19 protein-coding genes and 1 pseudogene are annotated in these 18,839 nt (G+C 59.1%); 16 read left to right on the forward strand and 4 right to left on the reverse strand.

The annotated features are described in order from the left end of the window. From ligA to VDP81_RS13990, 12 genes and pseudogenes are all read left to right on the forward strand, one after another. Entirely contained in the window at positions 1-390 is a 390-nt protein-coding gene (gene ligA, locus VDP81_RS13935; RefSeq protein ID WP_322995302.1) for a protocatechuate 4,5-dioxygenase subunit alpha, read from the forward strand. Then, positions 387-1,256, forward strand: coding sequence for a class III extradiol dioxygenase subunit beta (locus tag VDP81_RS13940; protein WP_322995301.1), 870 nt, complete (start codon positions 387-389; stop codon positions 1,254-1,256). Before ligA ends, VDP81_RS13940 begins: the two co-directional genes overlap by 4 nt. Then, positions 1,253-2,209 (forward strand): Gfo/Idh/MocA family oxidoreductase, encoded by a 957-nt coding sequence (locus VDP81_RS13945; protein ID WP_322995300.1) that lies wholly within the window; start codon positions 1,253-1,255, stop codon positions 2,207-2,209. The genes VDP81_RS13940 and VDP81_RS13945 overlap by 4 nt, the downstream gene beginning before the upstream one ends. A gap of 34 nt (positions 2,210-2,243) precedes the next feature. After that, positions 2,244-3,416 carry an ABC transporter substrate-binding protein gene (locus tag VDP81_RS13950; RefSeq protein WP_322995299.1) on the forward strand — a complete coding sequence of 391 codons (1,173 nt, stop codon included), beginning with the start codon at positions 2,244-2,246 and terminating at the stop codon, positions 3,414-3,416. 104 nt (positions 3,417-3,520) lie between these two features. Continuing rightward, positions 3,521-4,378 carry a branched-chain amino acid ABC transporter permease gene (locus VDP81_RS13955; RefSeq protein ID WP_416233262.1) on the forward strand — a complete coding sequence of 286 codons (858 nt, stop codon included), beginning with the start codon at positions 3,521-3,523 and terminating at the stop codon, positions 4,376-4,378. A gap of 9 nt (positions 4,379-4,387) precedes the next feature. Continuing rightward, positions 4,388-5,446: a branched-chain amino acid ABC transporter permease gene (locus VDP81_RS13960; protein ID WP_322995298.1), complete on the forward strand. Its 1,059-nt coding sequence runs from the start codon at positions 4,388-4,390 to the stop codon at positions 5,444-5,446. Beyond that, complete coding sequence (locus tag VDP81_RS13965; RefSeq protein ID WP_322995297.1) at positions 5,443-6,192, forward strand: ABC transporter ATP-binding protein; 750 nt, start codon at positions 5,443-5,445, stop codon at positions 6,190-6,192. Before VDP81_RS13960 ends, VDP81_RS13965 begins: the two co-directional genes overlap by 4 nt. Further along, positions 6,185-6,868, forward strand: a pseudogene (locus VDP81_RS13970) (ABC transporter ATP-binding protein); the annotation flags it as partial. The gene VDP81_RS13965 and the pseudogene VDP81_RS13970, both read left to right, overlap by 8 nt. Continuing rightward, positions 6,842-7,507, forward strand: a complete 666-nt coding sequence (locus VDP81_RS13975; RefSeq protein ID WP_323012766.1) for a hemerythrin domain-containing protein — start codon at positions 6,842-6,844, stop codon at positions 7,505-7,507. The pseudogene VDP81_RS13970 and the gene VDP81_RS13975, both read left to right, overlap by 27 nt. Positions 7,508-7,572: 65 nt before the next feature. Continuing rightward, positions 7,573-8,562 (forward strand): PDR/VanB family oxidoreductase, encoded by a 990-nt coding sequence (locus tag VDP81_RS13980; RefSeq protein WP_323012628.1) that lies wholly within the window; start codon positions 7,573-7,575, stop codon positions 8,560-8,562. 43 nt (positions 8,563-8,605) lie between these two features. After that, positions 8,606-8,959, forward strand: coding sequence for a DUF4351 domain-containing protein (locus tag VDP81_RS13985; protein ID WP_323012629.1), 354 nt, complete (start codon positions 8,606-8,608; stop codon positions 8,957-8,959). 149 nt (positions 8,960-9,108) lie between these two features. After that, on the forward strand, positions 9,109-10,734 hold the full coding sequence (locus VDP81_RS13990; RefSeq protein ID WP_323012630.1) for a methyl-accepting chemotaxis protein: 1,626 nt from the start codon (positions 9,109-9,111) through the stop codon (positions 10,732-10,734). A gap of 91 nt (positions 10,735-10,825) precedes the next feature. On the opposite strand, the gene VDP81_RS13995 is transcribed toward VDP81_RS13990, so the two are convergent. Further along, entirely contained in the window at positions 10,826-12,013 is a 1,188-nt protein-coding gene (locus VDP81_RS13995) for a benzoate/H(+) symporter BenE family transporter (RefSeq protein WP_322995273.1), read from the reverse strand. Beyond that, complete coding sequence (locus VDP81_RS14000; RefSeq protein WP_323012631.1) at positions 12,010-13,290, reverse strand: EAL and HDOD domain-containing protein; 1,281 nt, start codon at positions 13,288-13,290, stop codon at positions 12,010-12,012. The genes VDP81_RS13995 and VDP81_RS14000 overlap by 4 nt, the downstream gene beginning before the upstream one ends. A 146-nt stretch (positions 13,291-13,436) precedes the next feature. On the opposite strand from VDP81_RS14000, the gene VDP81_RS14005 reads away from it, so the two are divergent. Genes VDP81_RS14005 through VDP81_RS14020 form a run of 4 tightly spaced genes read left to right on the forward strand, consistent with a single transcriptional unit; the run spans position 13,437 to position 17,200 of the window. Next, positions 13,437-14,573 carry an aminotransferase class V-fold PLP-dependent enzyme gene (locus VDP81_RS14005; RefSeq protein ID WP_322995271.1) on the forward strand — a complete coding sequence of 379 codons (1,137 nt, stop codon included), beginning with the start codon at positions 13,437-13,439 and terminating at the stop codon, positions 14,571-14,573. 25 nt (positions 14,574-14,598) lie between these two features. Continuing rightward, on the forward strand, positions 14,599-15,993 hold the full coding sequence (locus VDP81_RS14010) for an ATP-binding protein (protein ID WP_323012632.1): 1,395 nt from the start codon (positions 14,599-14,601) through the stop codon (positions 15,991-15,993). Beyond that, positions 15,990-16,682 carry a response regulator gene (locus tag VDP81_RS14015; protein WP_323012633.1) on the forward strand — a complete coding sequence of 231 codons (693 nt, stop codon included), beginning with the start codon at positions 15,990-15,992 and terminating at the stop codon, positions 16,680-16,682. Before VDP81_RS14010 ends, VDP81_RS14015 begins: the two co-directional genes overlap by 4 nt. A 32-nt stretch (positions 16,683-16,714) precedes the next feature. After that, positions 16,715-17,200 carry a C40 family peptidase gene (locus VDP81_RS14020; protein ID WP_322995268.1) on the forward strand — a complete coding sequence of 162 codons (486 nt, stop codon included), beginning with the start codon at positions 16,715-16,717 and terminating at the stop codon, positions 17,198-17,200. 176 nt (positions 17,201-17,376) lie between these two features. On the opposite strand, the gene VDP81_RS14025 is transcribed toward VDP81_RS14020, so the two are convergent. Then, entirely contained in the window at positions 17,377-17,889 is a 513-nt protein-coding gene (locus VDP81_RS14025; protein ID WP_322995267.1) for a Spy/CpxP family protein refolding chaperone, read from the reverse strand. Positions 17,890-18,016: 127 nt separating this feature from the next. Continuing rightward, positions 18,017-18,799, reverse strand: coding sequence for a YggS family pyridoxal phosphate-dependent enzyme (locus VDP81_RS14030; protein ID WP_322995266.1), 783 nt, complete (start codon positions 18,797-18,799; stop codon positions 18,017-18,019). Positions 18,800-18,839: the final 40 nt, after the last annotated feature.

Genomic DNA, 18,839 nt, shown 5'->3' on the forward strand with positions numbered 1-18,839 from the left:
ATGTCCTTGAACAAGCCCTATGTCGATATACCCGGCACCACGATTTTCGATGCAGATCAGTCCCGCCTGGGATATCACCTGAATCAATTCTGCATGTCGCTGATGAAGGCCGAGAACCGTCAGCGTTTCCTGGCCGATGAACGTGCCTACCTGGATGAATGGCCCATGAGCGAAGATCAGAAGCAGGCTGTTCTAGCCCGCGACTTGAATCGCTGCCTGTCCTTGGGGGGCAATATTTATTTTCTGGCCAAGCTCGGCGCTACGGATGGCCGGTCGTTTCAGTATATGGCCGCCAGCATGACCGGCATGTCCCAAGAGGAATATGCCGCCATGATGCTGGCGGGCGGGCGCTCCATCCAGGGCAACCGCAAAATCGGAGATCACTCATGAGCAATACCCATGCGCGTATCACGGCCAGCGTGTACACCTCCCATGTGCCGGCCATCGGCGCAGCGCTGGATCTGGGCAAATCGGGCGATGCCTACTGGGCACCGCTGTTCAAGGGCTATGAGCCTTCGAAGCAGTGGATGCAGGCAAATACGCCTGACGTGATTTTCCTGGTGTACAACGATCACGCCACGGCCTTTAGCCTGGATATGATCCCGACGTTTGCCATCGGCTGCGCGGCTGAATATCAGCCCGCCGACGAAGGCTGGGGTGCGCGTCCCGTGCCGCCAGTGGTCGGGCATCCGGAACTGGCGGCGCATATTGCGCAATCGGTCATCCAGCAAGACTTTGACCTGACGATCGTCAATAAAATGGACGTCGATCATGGCTTGACCGTGCCTTTGTCGCTGATGTGCGGCCAGCCTCAGGCCTGGCCATGCCCCATCATCCCGTTTGCCGTCAACGTCGTGCAATATCCCGTGCCTTCGGGCCAGCGCTGCTTTCAGCTGGGCCAGGCCATTCGGCGCGCCATCGAAACTTTTGACCGCCCCCTGAATGTACAGATCTGGGGCACGGGCGGCATGAGTCATCAGTTGCAGGGGCCTCGGGCCGGCCTGATCAATCGTGAATTCGACACCGCTTTCATGGATCGCCTGATTGCCGATCCCGCGGGTCTGGCGACGCTGCCGCACATCGATTACGTGCGCGAAGCCGGCTCAGAGGGTATCGAGCTGGTCATGTGGCTGATTGCGCGTGGCGCCATGGCCGATGTAGCGGGAGGGCCTGCGCCGCATGTCGCGCATCGCTTCTACCACGTGCCGGCATCGAATACCGCCGTGGGGCATCTGATTCTGGAGGAACAGGCATGACGCAGCATTTGAAGGTGGCCCTGGCCGGCGCCGGCGCCTTTGGTATCAAGCATCTGGATGGCATTGCCCGGATTGACGGTGTCGAGGTAGTCGCCCTGGTTAGCCGTGACCTGGAGAAGACTCAGGCAATCGCACAGAAATACGGTATCGAGCAAGCCGCCACCGAGCTGGATGAGGTCCTGCAGCGCCCGGATATCGACGCTGTCATTTTGTGCACCCCCACCCAGATGCATGCGGCCCAGGCCATGGCCTGCCTGAAGGCAGGCAAGCACGTGCAGGTCGAGATCCCCATGGCGGATAAGCTGCAGGATGCGCAGGCCCTGGTGGCGCTGGCCAGTCAGGCAGGAAAAATCGCCATGTGCGGTCATACGCGCCGTTTCAACCCCAGCCACCAGTATGTGCATCAACGCGTTCAGCGGGGCGAATTCAACATCCAGCAAATGGACGTGCAGACGTACTTCTTTCGTCGCACCAACATGAACGCGCTGGGCGAACCACGCAGCTGGACCGACCATTTATTGTGGCACCACGCCGCCCACACCGTGGATCTGTTCGCCTATCAATGTGGCAGTCCTGTGGTCAAGGCCAATATCGTGCAGGGGCCGATTCATCCGGCCTTGGGCATTGCCATGGATATGTCGATTCAGCTGCAGGCGGCCAATGGGGCCATTTGCACCTTGTCGCTCAGTTTTAACAACGACGGCCCATTGGGCACCTTCTTTCGCTATATCGGCGATAGCGCCACCTATATTGCCCGCTACGACGACTTGTTCACTGGCCGTGATGAAGTCATCGATGTCAGCCAGGTGGATGTGTCCATGAATGGCATCGAATTACAGGATCGTGAGTTTTTCGCAGCAATTCGCGAAGGGCGGGAACCCAATGCCAGCGTGGCCCAGGTTCTGCCGTGTTACCAAGTTCTGCATGACTTAGAGCAGCAATTGTCCAGCTGAAAAGCTGGTTCTTGAAAGTACCAGGAGTGAGACCATGAAAATCATCAAGACCCTTGGAGCAGTGGCCTTGGCTGTCGGCGCCATTGCTTTTACCCCCGTTCACGCCGAAGACCTGAAGATCGGCGTGGTCATGCCTATGTCAGGCCCGTTTGCCGCCCACGGCAAGCAGCTGCAGCATGGCATTGACTTGTACATGGCCGAGCACGGCGACGAAGTCGCTGGCCGCAAGGTCAAAGTCCTGATCAAGGATGACACCGGCATCGCCCCGGCCGTGGCCAAGCGCCAGGCCCAAGAATTGCTGATCAAGGACAAGGTCAATATTTTGGCCGGCTTCAGCCTGACGCCTAATGCGTTTTCGGTTGCCCCCCTGGCCACTGAAGCCAATGTGCCGATGGTGGTGCTGAATGCCGCCACGTCCTCGATCACCGAAAAATCACCCAATATCGTGCGCGTGTCCATGACTCTGCCGCAGGATACGGCGCCGATGGCGCAGTGGGCCTATGCCAACGGCATCCGCTCGGTGTATACCTTGGTGTCTGATTACGGCCCCGGCCACGACGCTGAGAAACAATTCCAGAAGACCTTTACCGAATTGGGCGGCAAAATCATTGGCGAAGTTCGCACACCTGTAGCAACACCCGACTATGCGCCTTACCTGCAGCGCATCAAGGATGCCAAGCCGGATGCGGTGTTCCTGTTTGTGCCCAATGGTGAACAGGGCGTGGCTTTGGCCAAGGGCTTTAAAGAGCGCGGTCTGGATCAGGCCGGTATCAAGGAGCTGGCCACGGGCGACGTGACCGACGAGGACGTGCTGGATGCCATGGGGGATGCGGCGATCGGCATGATTACCTCCTTCCATTATTCGGCAGCGCATGATTCGCCGGAAAACAAGGCCTTTACCGCCGCCTACGCCAAGGCTTATCCCAACGACCGCCCCAACTTCGTGGCAGTGGCCGGGTACGACGGTATGCACCTGATCTATGAAGCCCTGAAAAAGACGAATGGCGATTCCAGTGCCGCCGCCTTCATGGATGCCGTCAAGGGCATGAAATGGACCAGCCCGCGTGGCCCGGTCGAAATCGATCCCGAAACGCGTGACATTATCCAGAACGTCTATATTCGCAAGGTCGAAAAGGTTGACGGCGTGTTGCAGAACGTCGAATTCGACAAGATCGAAGCAGTAAAAGATCCGGGCAAGCAAGGCTAATCTGCATTGCTGGCAGCGGCATATGGTGTGCTGCTGCCGATCTGGATTCCTGCGGGGGTGATGTTGCAGTGCGGCATCACCTATCTCCATCATCAGGATAAATCATGACTATATTGTTCGATGGCCTTGCCTACGGGATGCTGCTGTTTTTGATCAGCGTCGGCTTGTCCGTAACCCTGGGTTTGATGAATTTCGTGAATCTCGCCCACGGTGCTTTTGCCATGCTGGGCGGTTATGCCTGCGTCGTTACACTGAATGACTTCGGGGTGCCGTTCTTGATGACATTGCCGGTGGCTGCCTTGCTCCCCGCGCTGGTTGGCATCGTCCTGGAGCGCTTTCTATACCGCCGCCTGTACGCCGCGTCAGAACTCGATCAGGTGCTGTTTTCCATTGGTCTGGTGTTTATGGCCGTGGCCACCGCGCATTTCTTCTTTGGCGCTCGCCAGCAGCCCTTGCAGTTGCCTGAATTCCTGTCTGGTCAGGTGCAGATCATGCCGGGCCTGGACCTGGGCGTCTATCGCATATTCTTGATTGTGACGGGGCTGGTTGTGGCCGCCGCACTGCAGTTTTCCGTGATTCGCACTTCTTTCGGTGCTCGATTGCGTGCCGCTGTGGATAACCAGCGGGTCGCCCGAGGCATGGGGGTAGATGTGAATCGCGTCTTCAGCCTGACGTTTGCGCTGGGCTCGGCCCTGGCGGGATTGGGCGGTGCGCTGGGGGTCGAAATGCTGGGCCTGGACCCCGAATTCCCCGTGAAGTACTTGGTGTACTTCCTGATTGTCGTGTCGGTCGGGGGCAGCGGCAATATTCTTGGCTCTCTGTATGCCGCAATCTTGCTGGGGGTGGCTGATGTGGCCGGCAAATACTATATCCCTCAGGTGGGCGCTTTCATCATCTATGCCGTGATGGTGGTGACGCTGATCTATCGTCCTCAAGGCCTGTTTGGCCGCCCTCACCAATAGGAACCTGACATGACGACCTCTTTTTTAAGCGGGGCCGATGCCAGTCGGGGGCCGCAGCGCGCTGAAGTTCTGGCCGACTATCGCCGGGCCGCAAATTGGAAGCCTCTGGAATATATCTTCTGGTGCTTGCCTATCCTGGCGTATTTCGCTTTTCCCGGTAATTACCTGCTGCTCAGTCAGATTGCCATCACGGCTTTGTTTGCCCTGTCGCTGGATCTGATTTTCGGCTACGCCGGGGTGATTTCTCTTGGCCATGCCGCTTTTTTTGGCATTGGCGCCTATACGGTGGGGCTGTTGGGCTCGCACGGTTTGGGGGACCCTTTATTAGGTCTGTTGCTGGCGGCCATTTTTGCCGGCATTGTGGGGTTTTTCAGCAGCTTTCTGCTCTTGCGCGGCAACGATCTGTCGCGCCTGATGGTCACGCTCGGTGTGGCTCTCATGCTCTACGAACTGGCCAATAAGTTCACCGATATCACGGGGGGCGTGGACGGCATGCCAGGCATCGAGATCAAACCCATTCTTGGGATATTCGATTTCGATATGTTTGGCCGGGTCGGGTTTGTATATTCCGTCATCGTGCTGTTTATCCTGTTCTGGTTGGCACGCCGGCTGGTGTACTCGCCTTTCGGGCAAAGCCTGCGCGGCATCCACATGAATGCCTTGCGCATGCCTGCCCTGGGTGTGCCAGTCAATAATCGTCTGGTGCGGGTCTATACCATTGGTGCGGCCTATGCCGGGGTGGCGGGTGCTTTATTGGCTCAGACCAATCAGTTCGTATCCCTGGATGTGCTGGGTTTTCAGCGTTCGGCCGATCTGTTGCTGATCCTGATCCTGGGCGGCGCAGGGCACCTGTATGGCGGCCTGATCGGTGCCATCGTTTTTGTCATGATCAATTATTTCCTGTCTGATATGAATCCTCAGTATTGGCAGTTCTGGCTGGGCTTGATCCTGGTGCTGATCGTGTTGTTCGCCCGCGGCGGTATTCTGGGCACTGCCCAGCAATGGATACGCGCTTCTCGTCATCGGGCGCGGGCTGCCGCCGATGCCGACACGGAGGCCTCGTCATGAACCCGGTTTTACAAACGCATGACCTGGTTCGCAATTTCGGTGGTTTCGTCGCCACGGACAAGGTCAATCTATCAATTGCCCCGGGTGCGCGCCACGCGCTGATTGGCCCCAATGGGGCGGGCAAGACCACTCTGATCAATCTGTTGACCGGCTATCTGGCCCCGACTTCCGGACGGGTCAGTCTGCTGGGCCAGGATGTCACCGAAATGCCTCAGCATGCCCGTTGCCGTCATGGGCTGGTGCGTACCTTTCAGATCAACCAGCTGTTCATGGATATGACCGTGCTGGAATCCGTGGCGTTGGCCGTCAGCGAATGCCGGGGCCTGGGCACCCAGTGGTGGAAACCCATGGTTTCCCATGGAGAAGTCCTGGACGAAGCCGCCGCCATTCTGGAACAGTTGCACCTGCTGAACGACGCTTACGAAGTCACCCGCGATCTGGCTTATGGCCGCCAGCGGCTGATCGAGATCGCCTTGGCACTGGCCTTGCGTCCTAAAGTCCTGCTGCTGGACGAGCCAGCGGCAGGTGTGCCGACCGGGGAGTCCCGCGAACTTTTCGACACCATTGCCCAGTTGCCGCAAGACGTCACGATTGTATTGATCGAGCACGACATGAATCTGGTTTTTCAATTTGCCCAGCGTATTTCGGTGCTGGTGTCCGGGGCTTTGCTGCTGGAAGACACCCCCGATGTGATTGCCCATCACCCCAAGGTCAAGGAAGTCTATCTCGGAGAAACCCATGGCTGAAATGCTGCGTATGGAAAAAGTCTGGGCCGGTTATGGTGATGCCATCGTCCTGGAAGACTTATCGTTTTCCCTGGAGGCGGGCGGTAGCCTGGCTTTGCTGGGACGCAATGGCATGGGGAAAACCACGCTGCTGGCCACCCTGATGGGGGCAACGCGCTTGCGTCAGGGGCGGATTTTTTTTGAAGGCGCCGATATTGCCCGTGTGCCCAGCCATCTGCGGGCGCGGGCAGGTCTGGGCTGGGTGCCTCAGGAACGCGATATTTTTCGCTCGTTGACCGTCGAGGAAAACCTCACCGTTGTGGCCCGCCCGGGCGAATGGACGCTGGATCGGGTTTATGACCTGTTTCCCCGTCTGCGCGATCGTCGCATGAACATGGGCAACCAGTTGTCAGGCGGCGAGCAGCAGATGCTGTCGATGGGGCGGGCGCTGATGCTCAACCCCAAGGTTCTGTTATTGGACGAACCCCTGGAGGGCTTGGCACCCCTGATTGCCCAAGAGTTGCTGCACATCATCAACACCATGGTGTCTGAAGGCCGTATGGCCGTAATTCTGGTCGAGCAGCATGCCCGGCAGATTTTGCCCATTACCCGCCAGGCCATCGTCCTGGAGCGCGGGAAAGTCGTTTATGCGGGTGCCAGTGCTGCGTTGTTGCAAGACCCCGAACAACTGGATCGTTGGCTGGGGGCGGGATCGACCGATAATCAGAATTCGGCCAGCAAAAAAAGCTCGTCTTCCATTATTTCCGCGATTGAAACGATTCGGGAAGAGCACCGCGCCATTGCGGCGATTCTCAGTGCATTGACGCGTATTCTGGATAATATCGAAGCAGGGCATTTGCAGCCGGATTTCACGCTGCTGGCCAGCATGATTGAATATATTGCCGAAATGCCCGATAAGCTGCACCACCCCAAGGAAGATCGGATTTTCGCGTTGCTGCGCAGTAAAACCCGCGATGTCGATACACAGTTGGACATGCTGGAGGCCGAACACCGCGATGCGATAGCGGCCACCAGCCGCCTGGATCGGGCCTTGGTCAGCTATATGCAGGGCGGCGCATCGGAATTTGCCGGGTTCCGGGATGCAGTCCGCGTCTATATCGCTGACGAATGGCGGCACCTCAATACCGAAGAAGCCGACATTCTGCCTGCGGCCAGACGCCTGTTCACCCAGGAGGACTGGCAGGAGATCAATGCGGACTTTGCGCGCAATGGCGACCCTTGGTCCGGGGCGGATAATCGCTATGCATCGTTGTTCAAGCGCATCACCAATCTGGCCCCCGCGCCGCTAGGGGTTGGGCCGACTCAGACCAGCTAAGCAAACACGCAGCCATCCTGATATAGGCAAAAAAAGGTATCCAGATTTGCGCGATAATGAGCACTATGGATACCTCACTTTTGTCTGTATTGGTGGCCGATAAGCAATCGGTGGCCCAGGATACTGTCTGTCTGGAACTGACCCCTTTGGATGGGGTGGCGTTGCCTGCGTATGCCCCAGGGGCTCATATTGATGTGCATCTTCCTGGTGGACTGATCCGCCAGTATTCCCTGCTGGATCCGGTGGCGGGCAGCGTCGCCGATCCGGTCGCGCCGGCCCGCTACCGGATCGCCGTGCTGCGCGAAGCCGTTTCGCGTGGCGGTTCGGTGGCCTTGCACGACCGCGTCCAGGTGGGCGATATTTTGCAGGTCAGCCAGCCGCGCAATCATTTTGCCTTGGTTCCGGCGGCACACAGCGTGCTGTTTGCCGGGGGCATCGGGATTACACCCTTATTGTGCATGGGGCGTCAGTTGCAGGCCCAGCAAGCGGGCCTGGCCCTGTATTACAACAGCCGCACAGCGGCCCGGGCTGCTTTCTTGGCCGATATCCAACAGGATTTTGGCCCCCAGGCCCATTGTTATTTTGATGACCAGCCCAGCCAATCCCTGAATGTCGCCGCCGTGTTGGCGGGCTGCCCAGCCGACACTCAGGTGTATATTTGCGGCCCCACCGGCTATATCGATGGTGTGCGTACCCAGGCCCAGGCAGCCGGGCTGGATGCAGCCCGCATTCACGTCGAATTATTCGCCCTGGATGCGGCAGACCGCCCTGTGATTACCGACCAGGACGTGGCCTTTCAGGTGCAGCTGGACAGCACGGGTGAAATCTTCGATATCCCCGCGGACGAATCCATTACCGCAGCCCTGGATCGCCAGGGGGTGTTCATCCCGGTTTCTTGCGAGGAAGGCATTTGCGGCACCTGCTTGACCGGCCTGAAAGGCGGGATTCCGGATCACCGGGATACCTATTTGACCGACGACGAGCACGCCGCCAATGATCAATTCATGCCGTGCTGCTCTCGGGCAAAAACATCGCTGCTGATCCTTGATCTTTAGGTTTTTCTCAGCTTGGCCGGATCTGCGAGATATCGCAGTGCAAGTGTACCGTTTGGTCGAATGGGTGGTTACCCTGGAGAAAGACCAGGAACCCGAATTTGTACGGGCCGTCCAAGCCCTCAGCAAGGAGAACGAGATGAGCTACGTGACGTTGATTGAGCGCGCCGGTCGTGATAAAGGGTTTGCCGAAGGGCAGATCGAGGGGCAAGTCGAGGGCAAGATTCAAGGCAGTGTCGAAGGGCAGGCAAAGTTTCTGTTACGCCAGATACAGCGCCGCTTTGGCCCAAATGCCGATGATATTGTTCAACGTATTCAGACCGCCACAGCCGCCCAGCTAGAGACCTGGTCGCTGAATTTTGTTGACGCCACTGAGTTGGACGAGGTATTTCGGGATTAAATTGGCCTCCACCGACGAGGGTGGATGCCGTCATAAGAGACTTTAAGTATAGTTATCTCCCTATTGTAAAAATGGTTTATATCGATTATAAATTTTCTCTTTAGTTCACAACTTAAGCATAAAAATGCTTGAACCATAAAGGGATAATAGTGCAAAACCTACGTGTCAGTACACGGCTGATTGTCGGCTTTGGTTTTATTCTGGTGTTAATGTTGTTGATGTCGGGTATTGGTGCCTGGAAAATCCTCGGCATTAAAAGCGGTAGTGAATTCCTGCAGACGCGCCAGGCAGTCAATGCCCTGATCAGTGACTGGGCGCGGCAGGTCGAGGTCAATGTCAATCAGGCCCAGGCCATCAGCCTGGTGCCGGACGAGCAGGCCAAATCGCTGTTTCAGCATGGGATGGAGGCATCCTCCATCCGGGCTGGCCAAATTCAACAGGAACTGCCGCAGCTTCTGAACCTGCCCCAGGGGCAGGCCTTGCTGAAGGAGATCGGGGCGGCCCGGCAGGCTTATCTGGCTGGCCGGGGCCAGGCCATGGCGGCCCAACAGGCCGGCGATCAGGCGGCTGCCACGACGCTGTTTCTGACGACATTGCCGCAATTGGCGGCTGACTACCAAAACAGCATTGCAAAGCTCGCCCAATTTCAGGCTGAACTCAGCGCCGATGTGTTTGCCGATAATCAGCAAAGCATGCAGACCGGACTGGCTGTTCTGGCGGGGGCGACTTTGCTGGCTCTGATACTGGGGCCGTTGATGGCCTGGCTGATTGCTCGGGGCTTGGTGCGCCAGTTGGGTGGCGAGCCAGCCGCTGCCGCCGCTGTGGCGAAGCGGATTGCCAATGGGGATCTGTCCGCAGTCATCGTGACTCGGCCAGGTGACCACAGCAGCTTGCTGTATGCCATGCGCCAGATGCAGGATAATCTGGCCTCGGTGGTGGCGGATGTGCGCCATGGGGCGCAGTCGGTGGCCTCCGCATCCAATCAGATTACGGCGGGCAACCTGGATCTTTCTTCCCGGACCGAAGAACAGGCCAGTTCCTTGGCCGAGACCGCGGCTACCATGGAAGAACTCACTGCCACGGTGCGCCAGAATGCGGATAATGCCGTGCAGGCCAATGAACTGGCCAGCACGGCTTCGCAGGCGGCGGCCCAGGGCGGGGCCATTGTCAGCGAGCTGGTCGAGACCATGAGAGAGATCGATTCCCGTTCCAATCAGGTGGCCGATATTATTGGCGTGATTGACACGATTGCCTTCCAGACCAATATTCTGGCACTTAATGCTGCTGTCGAAGCCGCTCGTGCAGGGCAGCAGGGGCGTGGTTTTGCTGTGGTGGCCGCTGAAGTCCGGGCCTTGGCCCAGCGGTCGGCTTCCGCTGCCCGCGAAATCAAAGACCTGATTGAAACTTCGGCGGTGTCTACCCATCGGGGTAATACACAGGCCGCCAATGCGGGGCAGGCCATGCAGAAAATCATGGACAGCATTAGTCGTGTGAATGACATCATGGGCGAAATCAGCGCCGCCAGTCGCGAACAGTCCTCCGGCATCCAAGAGGTCAATACTGCGGTGATGCAGATGGATGACGTCACGCGCCAGAACGCCAGTCTGGTCGAGGAATCCGCCGCTGCAGCGGGCAGCCTGAATGATCAGGCCACGACCTTGGCCCAGTTGGTGACGCATTTTCGCCTGGGGGATATGCTGGAAATGCCGACATCGGGCCACGGATCTGCGGTACGGCTGATTGCTGGCGATCAGCCCATGGTCAGGGCTGCCTGATCATCGCCCCGCAGTGCAAAGCCCCGCCACCCATTCCAGGGTGGCGGGGCTTTGCGCTTCGGGGTTGTTGGCGAGCCAGCGACGCTGTGCATTAGCTGCGTGGACGCAGCACGGCGTGGCAAATTCCCCCCAGAACCAGTCCCCAGAATGCACTGCCTATCCCCAGCAGGCTCATGCCCGAGGCAGTGGTCAAAAAGGTGACCAGAGCAGCTTCGCGGTAGTCTGGCGCCTGCAGGGATTCGTGGATGCTGGTGCCCAGGGTGCCCAGCAGCGCCAGGCCAGCGATGGCGGCCACCAGTTCTTGTGGAAATGCGGCAAACAGGGCCACGACTGTGGCGCCGAAAATTCCTGTCAATACATAGAGGACTCCGGCCCAGACGGAGGCTTTGTAGCGCTCGCGCGCATCGGGGTCGGCATCCGGGCTCATGCAGATGGCGGCGGTGATGGCAGCCAGGTTGTACGCAAAGCCACCGAATGGCGCCAGTACGAGGCCGGTGATACCGGTCCAGGAAATCACAGGGGACACCGGGACGTGGACATAGCCATTGGCCCGCAGCACCGCCAGCCCGGGCACGTTCTGGGAGGTCATGGTGACAATGAACAGCGGCAGGGCCACGCCGATGGCGGCGGATAGTGAAAAGGTCGGAGGCATCCACACGGGATGGGCCGGAGTCCAATCCAGGCCGCTTAAATCCAGATTGCCTTGCACGGCAGCCACCACGATGCCGGCCAGCAGAGCCAGTGGCACGCTATAGCGTGACACGAATCGGCGGGCCAGCAGGAAGCAGATGAACATCACGATCACCAGCAGAGGCTGGCCTTGCATGGAGCCGAACAGGTCCGTGCCAAAGCGCAGCAGAATGCCCGCCAGCATGGCCGATGCCAGGTGACGGGGCACCCAGTCCATGACTTTCTGGAACCAGCCGGTCAGTCCGCATAGGGTGATCAAGACGGAACTGACCATAAATACGCCGATGGCCTGCGACAAGCCGATGTCGCCCAAGCTGGTAGCCAGCAGCGCTGCGCCAGGGGTGGACCAGGCCGTCAGCACCGGCGCGCGCCAGGCCAGGGACAGGCCGATGCAGGTGATGCCCATGCCGATGCCCAGGGCCCACATCCAGGAGGCCAACTGGGCTTCTTGGGCCCCGGCGGCGCTGGCTGCCTGAAATATGATCGCCACCGAGCTGGTGTAGCCCACCAGGACGGCGATGAAGCCAGCCGATACGTGGGAAATGCGTAGCCAGCCGGCCAGGCTGACGCGCACGGTAGAAAGATTCATGGGGCTGCTTGGGTGATGCCGTGAGCCCAAGTAAAGGCGGCCTGGATCAAAGGTTCGATTTGCTGAGCGGTCAGGCCGATGGATTGCAGCAGGGGACCGGGGTCTTCGGTGGGATCGCGGTCAGATGGAAAAATCAACGTGGCCAGACGCAGATCCGGCCCCAGCAAGCCTTCATGGCGCAGCAGGGCGTCGCGCACAGGCACATCCACCTGTACCTGCCCCAATAGGTCCGCCATGCTGCTGCCGAATAGTTGATCCATGATGGACAGCATGCCGGTGGTAAATGCCGCATCGGCACGCACGGCTTTGTCTGGGTGGCTGAGACTGGAAATGCCTTCCATCAAGTGGGCGCGGGCGCTGGCCTGGATCAGAATGGGGGACAGATATCCCTTTGGTCGGCCAGCATCGGTATACATCAGGACTTGGATCCAGCGCTGCAGTTGGCGGCGACCCAGCAGCATGATGGCTTGGTTCAGGGATTCGACTTCCTGGCTGAGGCCATACGCCGGGGTGTTGACCATGTCCAGCAGGGTCTTGACGAGTTCAGAGTCTTGTTGGATGCACGCCTGGATTTCCGGGGCTTCGCCTTCGCCCATGATCAGGGTGATGAGACGTAGCAGGATTTTTTGGCGGGTGCTCAGGACGCCGGTCGCTGAGGTTTTGTCTTGGGGCCAATGCCCCTGGACCAGGTTAAAGCCCAGCAGTAAAAAGTTATCCAGGCTGGCTTTATCAGGCGGGTTGGTCGCCAGCAATTGGCAACCAGCCTGTTTGTGCTGGAAGCTTTGCTTGAAAATTTCGGCCTTGGTGCTGCGAGCGGGGTCAAAGTGCACGATTTTGGTGAAGGGCAGCAGATCGTGGCGTTCGGGCTGGGCAGCCAGGTCGCCGCGCAAGGAAAACTTAAGTCCGCTGTGGGCCAGCTGTTGCAGGGATTTGATCAGCTCTGGGGTGATTTCCAGTTCCTCGGGGAACTCCAGGTAGCAGCGATGACGCGGCAGGGTGGCGGCGAAGGCGTTATTCAATAAAAATGGCGTGGCGTCCACCCAGTGCGGCACATAGGCCAGAAAGGGGTTGACACCATGGGTACGCGCAGACTGTACAAAAGCCAGGCCTGGATCGGTCTCGGTTTCATCCGTCCATAGGATACGCAGGCGATACCCGGCCAAGCTGCGATTCTGGTCAAAAATAGGTTCGCGACGAATCAGGTAGGGCGGGATGATGACAGGGGTTTCTTCGGTTGGCTCGGTGGTATCGGGCTCGTCCGTCAGGCTAGACTGCATAAGGGCTCCTCGGGTGGTGCCCGGCCAGATTGTGCCTGCCAGGCCCTATTTTTGTGTTTTGTCTTGGGCAACCAGGATTTGTCGCCCAGCGCGCATGACATTATAGGGAAGTCTACAATCGGGATGTTCATTAACTGGAGAATGCCATGCCAGGTTTGCTACCTCAGGTCGATCCCGAAGGCTTGTTGGAATACTCGGTGGTCTATACAGACCGTGCGCTGAATCATATGTCCCAGTCTTTTCAGGGCGTGATGCAGGATATTTCGCGCACCCTGAAAACGGTATATGGGGCCCATTCGGCCATCGTGATCCCCGGCAGCGGTACTTTTGGCATGGAGGCGGTGGCGCGTCAGTTTGCCACTGGCAAACGCTGCCTTGTGATCCGCAACGGCTGGTTCAGCTACCGCTGGACACAGATTTTCGAGACGGGCAATATCCCGTCGGAGTCCCGGGTGCTGAAGGCCCGCCCCATCGAACCCGGCATCCAGCCGCATTTTGCACCGCCGCCACTGGACGAGGTCATTGCGGCCATCCGCGAGTTCAAGCCTGAAGTCGTGTTTGCCGCCCACGTCGAAACGGCGTCGGGGATTTTGCTGCCGGATGACTACATCCGTCAGGTGGCTGATGCCGTCCACGCCGAAGGCGGCCTGTTCGTACTGGATTGCATCGCCTCCGGCACGATCTGGGTGAACATGCAGGATGTGCACGTCGATGTGCTGATTTCCGCCCCTCAAAAAGGCTGGACATCGTCGGCCTGCTGCGGTTTGGTGATGCTGGGTGAAGCCGCCCGCAAGTACATCGACACCACACAGAGCACCAGTTTTGCCTGCGATCTGCGTAAATGGCTGGGCATCATGGAGGCCTACGAAAGCGGCAGCCATGCCTACTACACGACGCTGCCCACGGATTCGTTGATCATTTTGCGCGATGTCATGCTGGAGACCGACACCTATGGCTACGACAAGGTCAAGATCGAACAGCAGCAACTAGGCGATGCCGTGCGTGCGTTACTGCGCGGGCGCGGCTTCAAGAGCGTGGCCGCACCGGGCTTCGAGGCGCCAGGCGTGGTGGTCAGCTACACCACGGACGATGGCATTCAGTCGACGCAGAAATTCGCCCAGGTCGGCTTGCAGGCTGCTGCTGGTGTGCCGCTGGCTTGCGACGAACCCGAGGGCTTCAAGACTTTCCGCATTGGCTTGTTCGGGCTGGATAAGTTGCATAACCCCCAGCGCACGGTCGAAACCCTGGCTCGGGCCTTGGATAAGATCGACGCGGGTTCTTGATCCTGCCTGTGGACGTGCACCCAGCATGTTTTTGCGTTCCAGCATTGCGTTCAAGCTTTTTTTGACGATTTTGGCCAGTTGCATCGTGGTGGCACTGGCCATGGGGGTGGCTGTTCGCTTTAGTTTTGACAGCGGCTTTGACGATTATGTGGAAAAACGCGAACGTCAGCAGTTGGAGACCTTGTCTCAGCTGCTGGCGGCTGATTATGCAGAATCCGGCAATTGGGGTTTTCTGAAAGATCGCCGAGATCGATGGTGGCGTGGTCTGCGTCTGTCGCGGCGAGATTTGCCGGATGTCCGTAGTCATAGTGATCGCGCGCATGGCGAACCCCCGCTGCGCGTGACTTTGGTGGACCAGCAAGGCAACTGGCTGGCTGGGCCGCGCGTGCGCCCCGGTTCGGATATCCGTCGGCTGCCGGTGGTGGTGCAAGAACAGACGGTGGGCTGGCTGCTCAGTCCACCCTTTATTCCTTTGGTCGTCAGTGATGATATTGACCAACAGTTCCAGGCCCGGCAGTTGCGGGCCACCTGGATTATTGTTGGTCTGTCGGTGTTGCTGGCGGCCTTGGTCAGCCTGCTATTGGCCCGGGTTCTGCTGGTGCCGGTGCGTAGGCTGGCGCAGGCCACCCATCGCCTGGCCGGAGGCGATTACCAGACCCGTGTGCGGGTGGGGGCGCCTGACGAGTTGGGTCGCCTGGCCCGGGACTTCAATCAATTGGCGCATAGCCTGGAACGTCACGAGCAGTGGCGGCGTGATTTGCTGGCGGATGTCTCGCATGAACTACGGACCCCGCTGGCGATTTTGCGCGGCGAGATTGAAGCACTGGAAGACGGCTTGCGGCCGCTGGACCAGGCGGCGCTGGCTTCGCTCGCGCACGAGGTCAGTCGGCTCAGCAGCCTGATCAATGATTTGTATGAGCTATCCCTGGCGGATGTCGGCGCTTTGGATTACCGCATGGAGACGGTTGACCTGGCGGATATCGCCACCCAGGCGGCATGGGCGGTGCAGGATCGCTTTGAACGCCACGGTCTGTCCCTGGATGTGCAGGCGGCGGCGGGCCTGACCTTGCGGGGTGATTATCAACGCCTGTTGCAATTGGTGGGCAATCTATTGGAAAACAGTCTGCGCTATACGGACGCGCCTGGCCAAGTCATGCTGCGGGTGGCGCGGCAGGGCGATGGTTTGCTGCTGGATATCGCAGATAGCGCACCAGGCGTGCCCGAGGATCAACTGCCACGCTTGTTCGAGCGCTTGTATCGGGTAGAAGCCTCGCGCAGCCGCCAGCATGGCGGGGCAGGGCTGGGGCTGGCGATCTGCCGCCGCATCGTCCAGGCCCATGGCGGCCGTATCGATGCCATGCCCTCGACGGCTGGCGGATTGTTGATTCGGGTGCAGTTTCCAGGAGAACATCGCTCATGAATATCTTGGTGGTCGAAGACGAAATCAAATTGGCAGAGATTCTGCGCACCTATCTGGAAGCTGCCGGATATACGGTGCGCTGCCTGGATAATGGCCTGGATGTCATGCCGGTGGTGCGCGCCTGGGTGCCGCAGCTGGTGCTGCTGGATCTGATGCTGCCAGGGCGTGATGGTCTGGATGTGTGCCGTGATATTCGGGCGCAGACGGCGATTCCCGTCATCATGGTCACCGCCCGCACCGACGAGATCGACCGCCTGCTGGGCTTGGAGCTAGGAGCGGACGATTACATCTGCAAGCCTTATAGTCCGCGCGAAGTCGTGGCTCGGGTCAGGGCTGTCTTGCGGCGTCTGCAGGTGCCGCAGATGGTGTCGGATCAGCCAGGGGCGACAGCGGGTCTGGTGGTGCAGCCCGAGACCTGGCAGGCCAGTCTGGATGGCAAGGCCCTGGAGCTCACTCCGGTAGAGTTTCGGCTGCTGGCCTTGCTGGCCAGCCAGCCAGGCCGGATATTCAGCCGTGACCAGGTACTCAATGGACTGTATGATGACCATCGGGTGGTAACAGATCGTACGGTGGACAGCCATATCAAGAACCTGCGCCGCAAGTTCGCGGATATCCGGCCAGATCAGGATTTGATTCGTTCAGTGTATGGGGTGGGGTATCGGCTGGATTGCGGGGCCGCTACGCCGTAGTTTTAGGCGCGATAAAGCCAGGAGAAGCGCAGATGCGGGTTTTGGGTGCACTGACGATCAGCCTGCTGTTGTCGGCCTGCGCAGGCCCCAGCGGCGGTCCAAGACATTCAGCGATCACGGGCCCGCAGATTGATCCTGCGCATCGTACCGAGGTCGTCATGACGGCTTTGAGCCTATTGGAAACCCAGTACCGTTATGGCGGTTCACGCCCGGTACAGGGCTTTGATTGCAGCGGCCTGGTGCAATATGTGTTTGATGCGGCCACTGAAACCGCCTTGCCCCATAACACGGCCCAGATTGCGGGGCTTAGCCGTCCGGTGGCGCGCAGCCGCTTGCAGCCGGGGGATCTGGTGTTTTTCAATACCCTGGGCAAACCCAATTCTCACATGGGGATTTATTTGGGGGATGGGCGCTTTATCAATGCGCCCTCCACGGGTGGGCAGGTGCGGGTGGATACCCTGGACAATCCCTATTATCAGCGGCATTTCCAGTCGGTCGGGACTTTGTTTGGCAGCTGAAATCGTTGATCTTCAGCGCCAGCCCCCGTTTGCCTAGAGGCCCGCTGAACAAGTCCCGCGTCTCAGCCATCTGTGGATTCGTCCGGCACAGCACAGTCCGCAGGGACTGCACTGTGTCCGGCCTCATCCTCACGATAGCAACGGCTATGGCTGCGGGGGGGCGTCAAAGAATCCAATCAGGACTTAGCGCTGTTTTTTTCCCCCGATTTTTTAGCCTGGCGTTCAGTCAGTTTTTTCTGTTGCTCGGGGGTCAGTACCGCGTGGACTTCAGCCATGGTCTGGGCTTGCAACAGAGCCAGTTGACCTTTGGCCTGGCCCAGGGCTTCGGCGGCCTGCTTGGCTTTGGCTTGGTCAAAAGGTTGCGTGCGACTGAGCTCGCGCAAGGTGGTGGCAGCGGCGTTCAGGGCCTGCTTCTGATCGTAGACGGCTTTCTCCTGGTCGTGGCGGATCTGGAAAATTTGGTCTTTTTGGGCTTGGCTCAGGTCCAGGCCCCGCAGCCAGCGGTCACCGCGCTGACCGCGATCGCCGTGCTGGTGCATGTGTTTCTGGCCGCTATGATGATCGGCGCTTTGGTGGTAGCGCTGGCCATCGCTGGTGCTGCTTGGGGCAGCCGAGGCCGCCAGAGGGGCAGCGGCAAAGGCAGCGGCCAGGGCCAGGACGGAAAGGGCGCGAGTCGGTTTGATGGTCATGATCTGATTCCTTGTTATTGGGCCTTACCTAAGTGGTGGGGCATTGGGGACAGATTACGCACCGACTGCGATGGAAAAATGGATGAAATGTGAAAAAACTGTGAATAGCGGCGCCTTGCTTCAGGGACTAGGCTGGTTTGCCCTCGGGCCAGTAATAGCTGTCGGGCAAGGTGCGTGAGCCGAAGATGGCCTGACCCACGCGCACGGTGGTGGCGCCTTCTTCGATGGCCCACTCGAAATCCCCTGACATGCCCATGGACAGCTCGGCAAAAGCCTCGCCCTGGGGCGCGTCCTGACGCAACTGGTCGCGTAGGCTGCGCAGCAGCACAAAGCACGGGCGCACGTGGTTTTCATCCGACGAGAACAGGGCCAAGGTCATCAGGCCGCGCACTCGCAAGGCACTGAATGCAGGCAGGGCACGCGCAAAATCCAGCACCTGGTCGGGCGCCAGCCCGAATTTGCTGTCTTCCTGGGATGTGTTGACCTGAACGAATACGTCCAGGCTGCGGCCTTCTTCCTGGAGGCGGCGATCCAGGGCCTCGGCCACGCGCAGATTGTCCAGCGCCTGAAATTCCTGGGCGAAACGCGCCACGAATTTGGCCTTGTTGGTCTGCAGGTGGCCGATGACGGCCCAGTGCAGATCGGCCAGATCCGACATGGCCTCCCATTTGCTGTAGGCCTCCTGGACTTTGTTTTCACCCAGTAGGCGGCAGCCAGCCGCATAGGCCATGCGGATGCGGGACTCGTCGACGGTTTTGCTGACAGGCATCAAGCGCACGCTGGCCGGGTCGCGCCCGGCGCGCTGGCAGGCGGCACCCACCCGATGTTGGATATCGGCCAGGTTAGCCTGTATTTCAGCCTGAGAAGACGCAGTCTGGTAGGCGGGACGAATCGGGGGAACAGCACTCATGGGCGGCCTCGGATGATGCAATTCAAAACCTGTAAAGGAT

The sequence above is a fragment of the Castellaniella sp. genome, assembly GCF_034675845.1.
Taxonomy (GTDB): Bacteria; Pseudomonadota; Gammaproteobacteria; order Burkholderiales; family Burkholderiaceae_B; genus Castellaniella.

Excerpts from the sequence above, each read along its gene's own strand:
- ligA (WP_322995302.1), top strand. The coding sequence starts at position 1 with ATGTCCTTGAACAAGCCCTATGTCGATATACCCGGCACCACGATTTTC.
- VDP81_RS13940 (WP_322995301.1), top strand. The coding sequence starts at position 387 with ATGAGCAATACCCATGCGCGTATCACGGCCAGCGTGTACACCTCCCAT.
- VDP81_RS13945 (WP_322995300.1), top strand. The coding sequence starts at position 1,253 with ATGACGCAGCATTTGAAGGTGGCCCTGGCCGGCGCCGGCGCCTTTGGT.
- VDP81_RS13950 (WP_322995299.1), top strand. The coding sequence starts at position 2,244 with ATGAAAATCATCAAGACCCTTGGAGCAGTGGCCTTGGCTGTCGGCGCC.
- VDP81_RS13955 (WP_416233262.1), top strand. The coding sequence starts at position 3,521 with ATGACTATATTGTTCGATGGCCTTGCCTACGGGATGCTGCTGTTTTTG.
- VDP81_RS13960 (WP_322995298.1), top strand. The coding sequence starts at position 4,388 with ATGACGACCTCTTTTTTAAGCGGGGCCGATGCCAGTCGGGGGCCGCAG.
- VDP81_RS13965 (WP_322995297.1), top strand. The coding sequence starts at position 5,443 with ATGAACCCGGTTTTACAAACGCATGACCTGGTTCGCAATTTCGGTGGT.
- VDP81_RS13980 (WP_323012628.1), top strand. The coding sequence starts at position 7,573 with ATGGATACCTCACTTTTGTCTGTATTGGTGGCCGATAAGCAATCGGTG.
- VDP81_RS13995 (WP_322995273.1), bottom strand. The coding sequence starts at position 12,013 with ATGAATCTTTCTACCGTGCGCGTCAGCCTGGCCGGCTGGCTACGCATT.
- VDP81_RS14000 (WP_323012631.1), bottom strand. The coding sequence starts at position 13,290 with ATGCAGTCTAGCCTGACGGACGAGCCCGATACCACCGAGCCAACCGAA.
- VDP81_RS14005 (WP_322995271.1), top strand. The coding sequence starts at position 13,437 with ATGCCAGGTTTGCTACCTCAGGTCGATCCCGAAGGCTTGTTGGAATAC.
- VDP81_RS14010 (WP_323012632.1), top strand. The coding sequence starts at position 14,599 with ATGTTTTTGCGTTCCAGCATTGCGTTCAAGCTTTTTTTGACGATTTTG.
- VDP81_RS14015 (WP_323012633.1), top strand. The coding sequence starts at position 15,990 with ATGAATATCTTGGTGGTCGAAGACGAAATCAAATTGGCAGAGATTCTG.
- VDP81_RS14020 (WP_322995268.1), top strand. The coding sequence starts at position 16,715 with ATGCGGGTTTTGGGTGCACTGACGATCAGCCTGCTGTTGTCGGCCTGC.
- VDP81_RS14025 (WP_322995267.1), bottom strand. The coding sequence starts at position 17,889 with ATGACCATCAAACCGACTCGCGCCCTTTCCGTCCTGGCCCTGGCCGCT.
- VDP81_RS14030 (WP_322995266.1), bottom strand. The coding sequence starts at position 18,799 with ATGAGTGCTGTTCCCCCGATTCGTCCCGCCTACCAGACTGCGTCTTCT.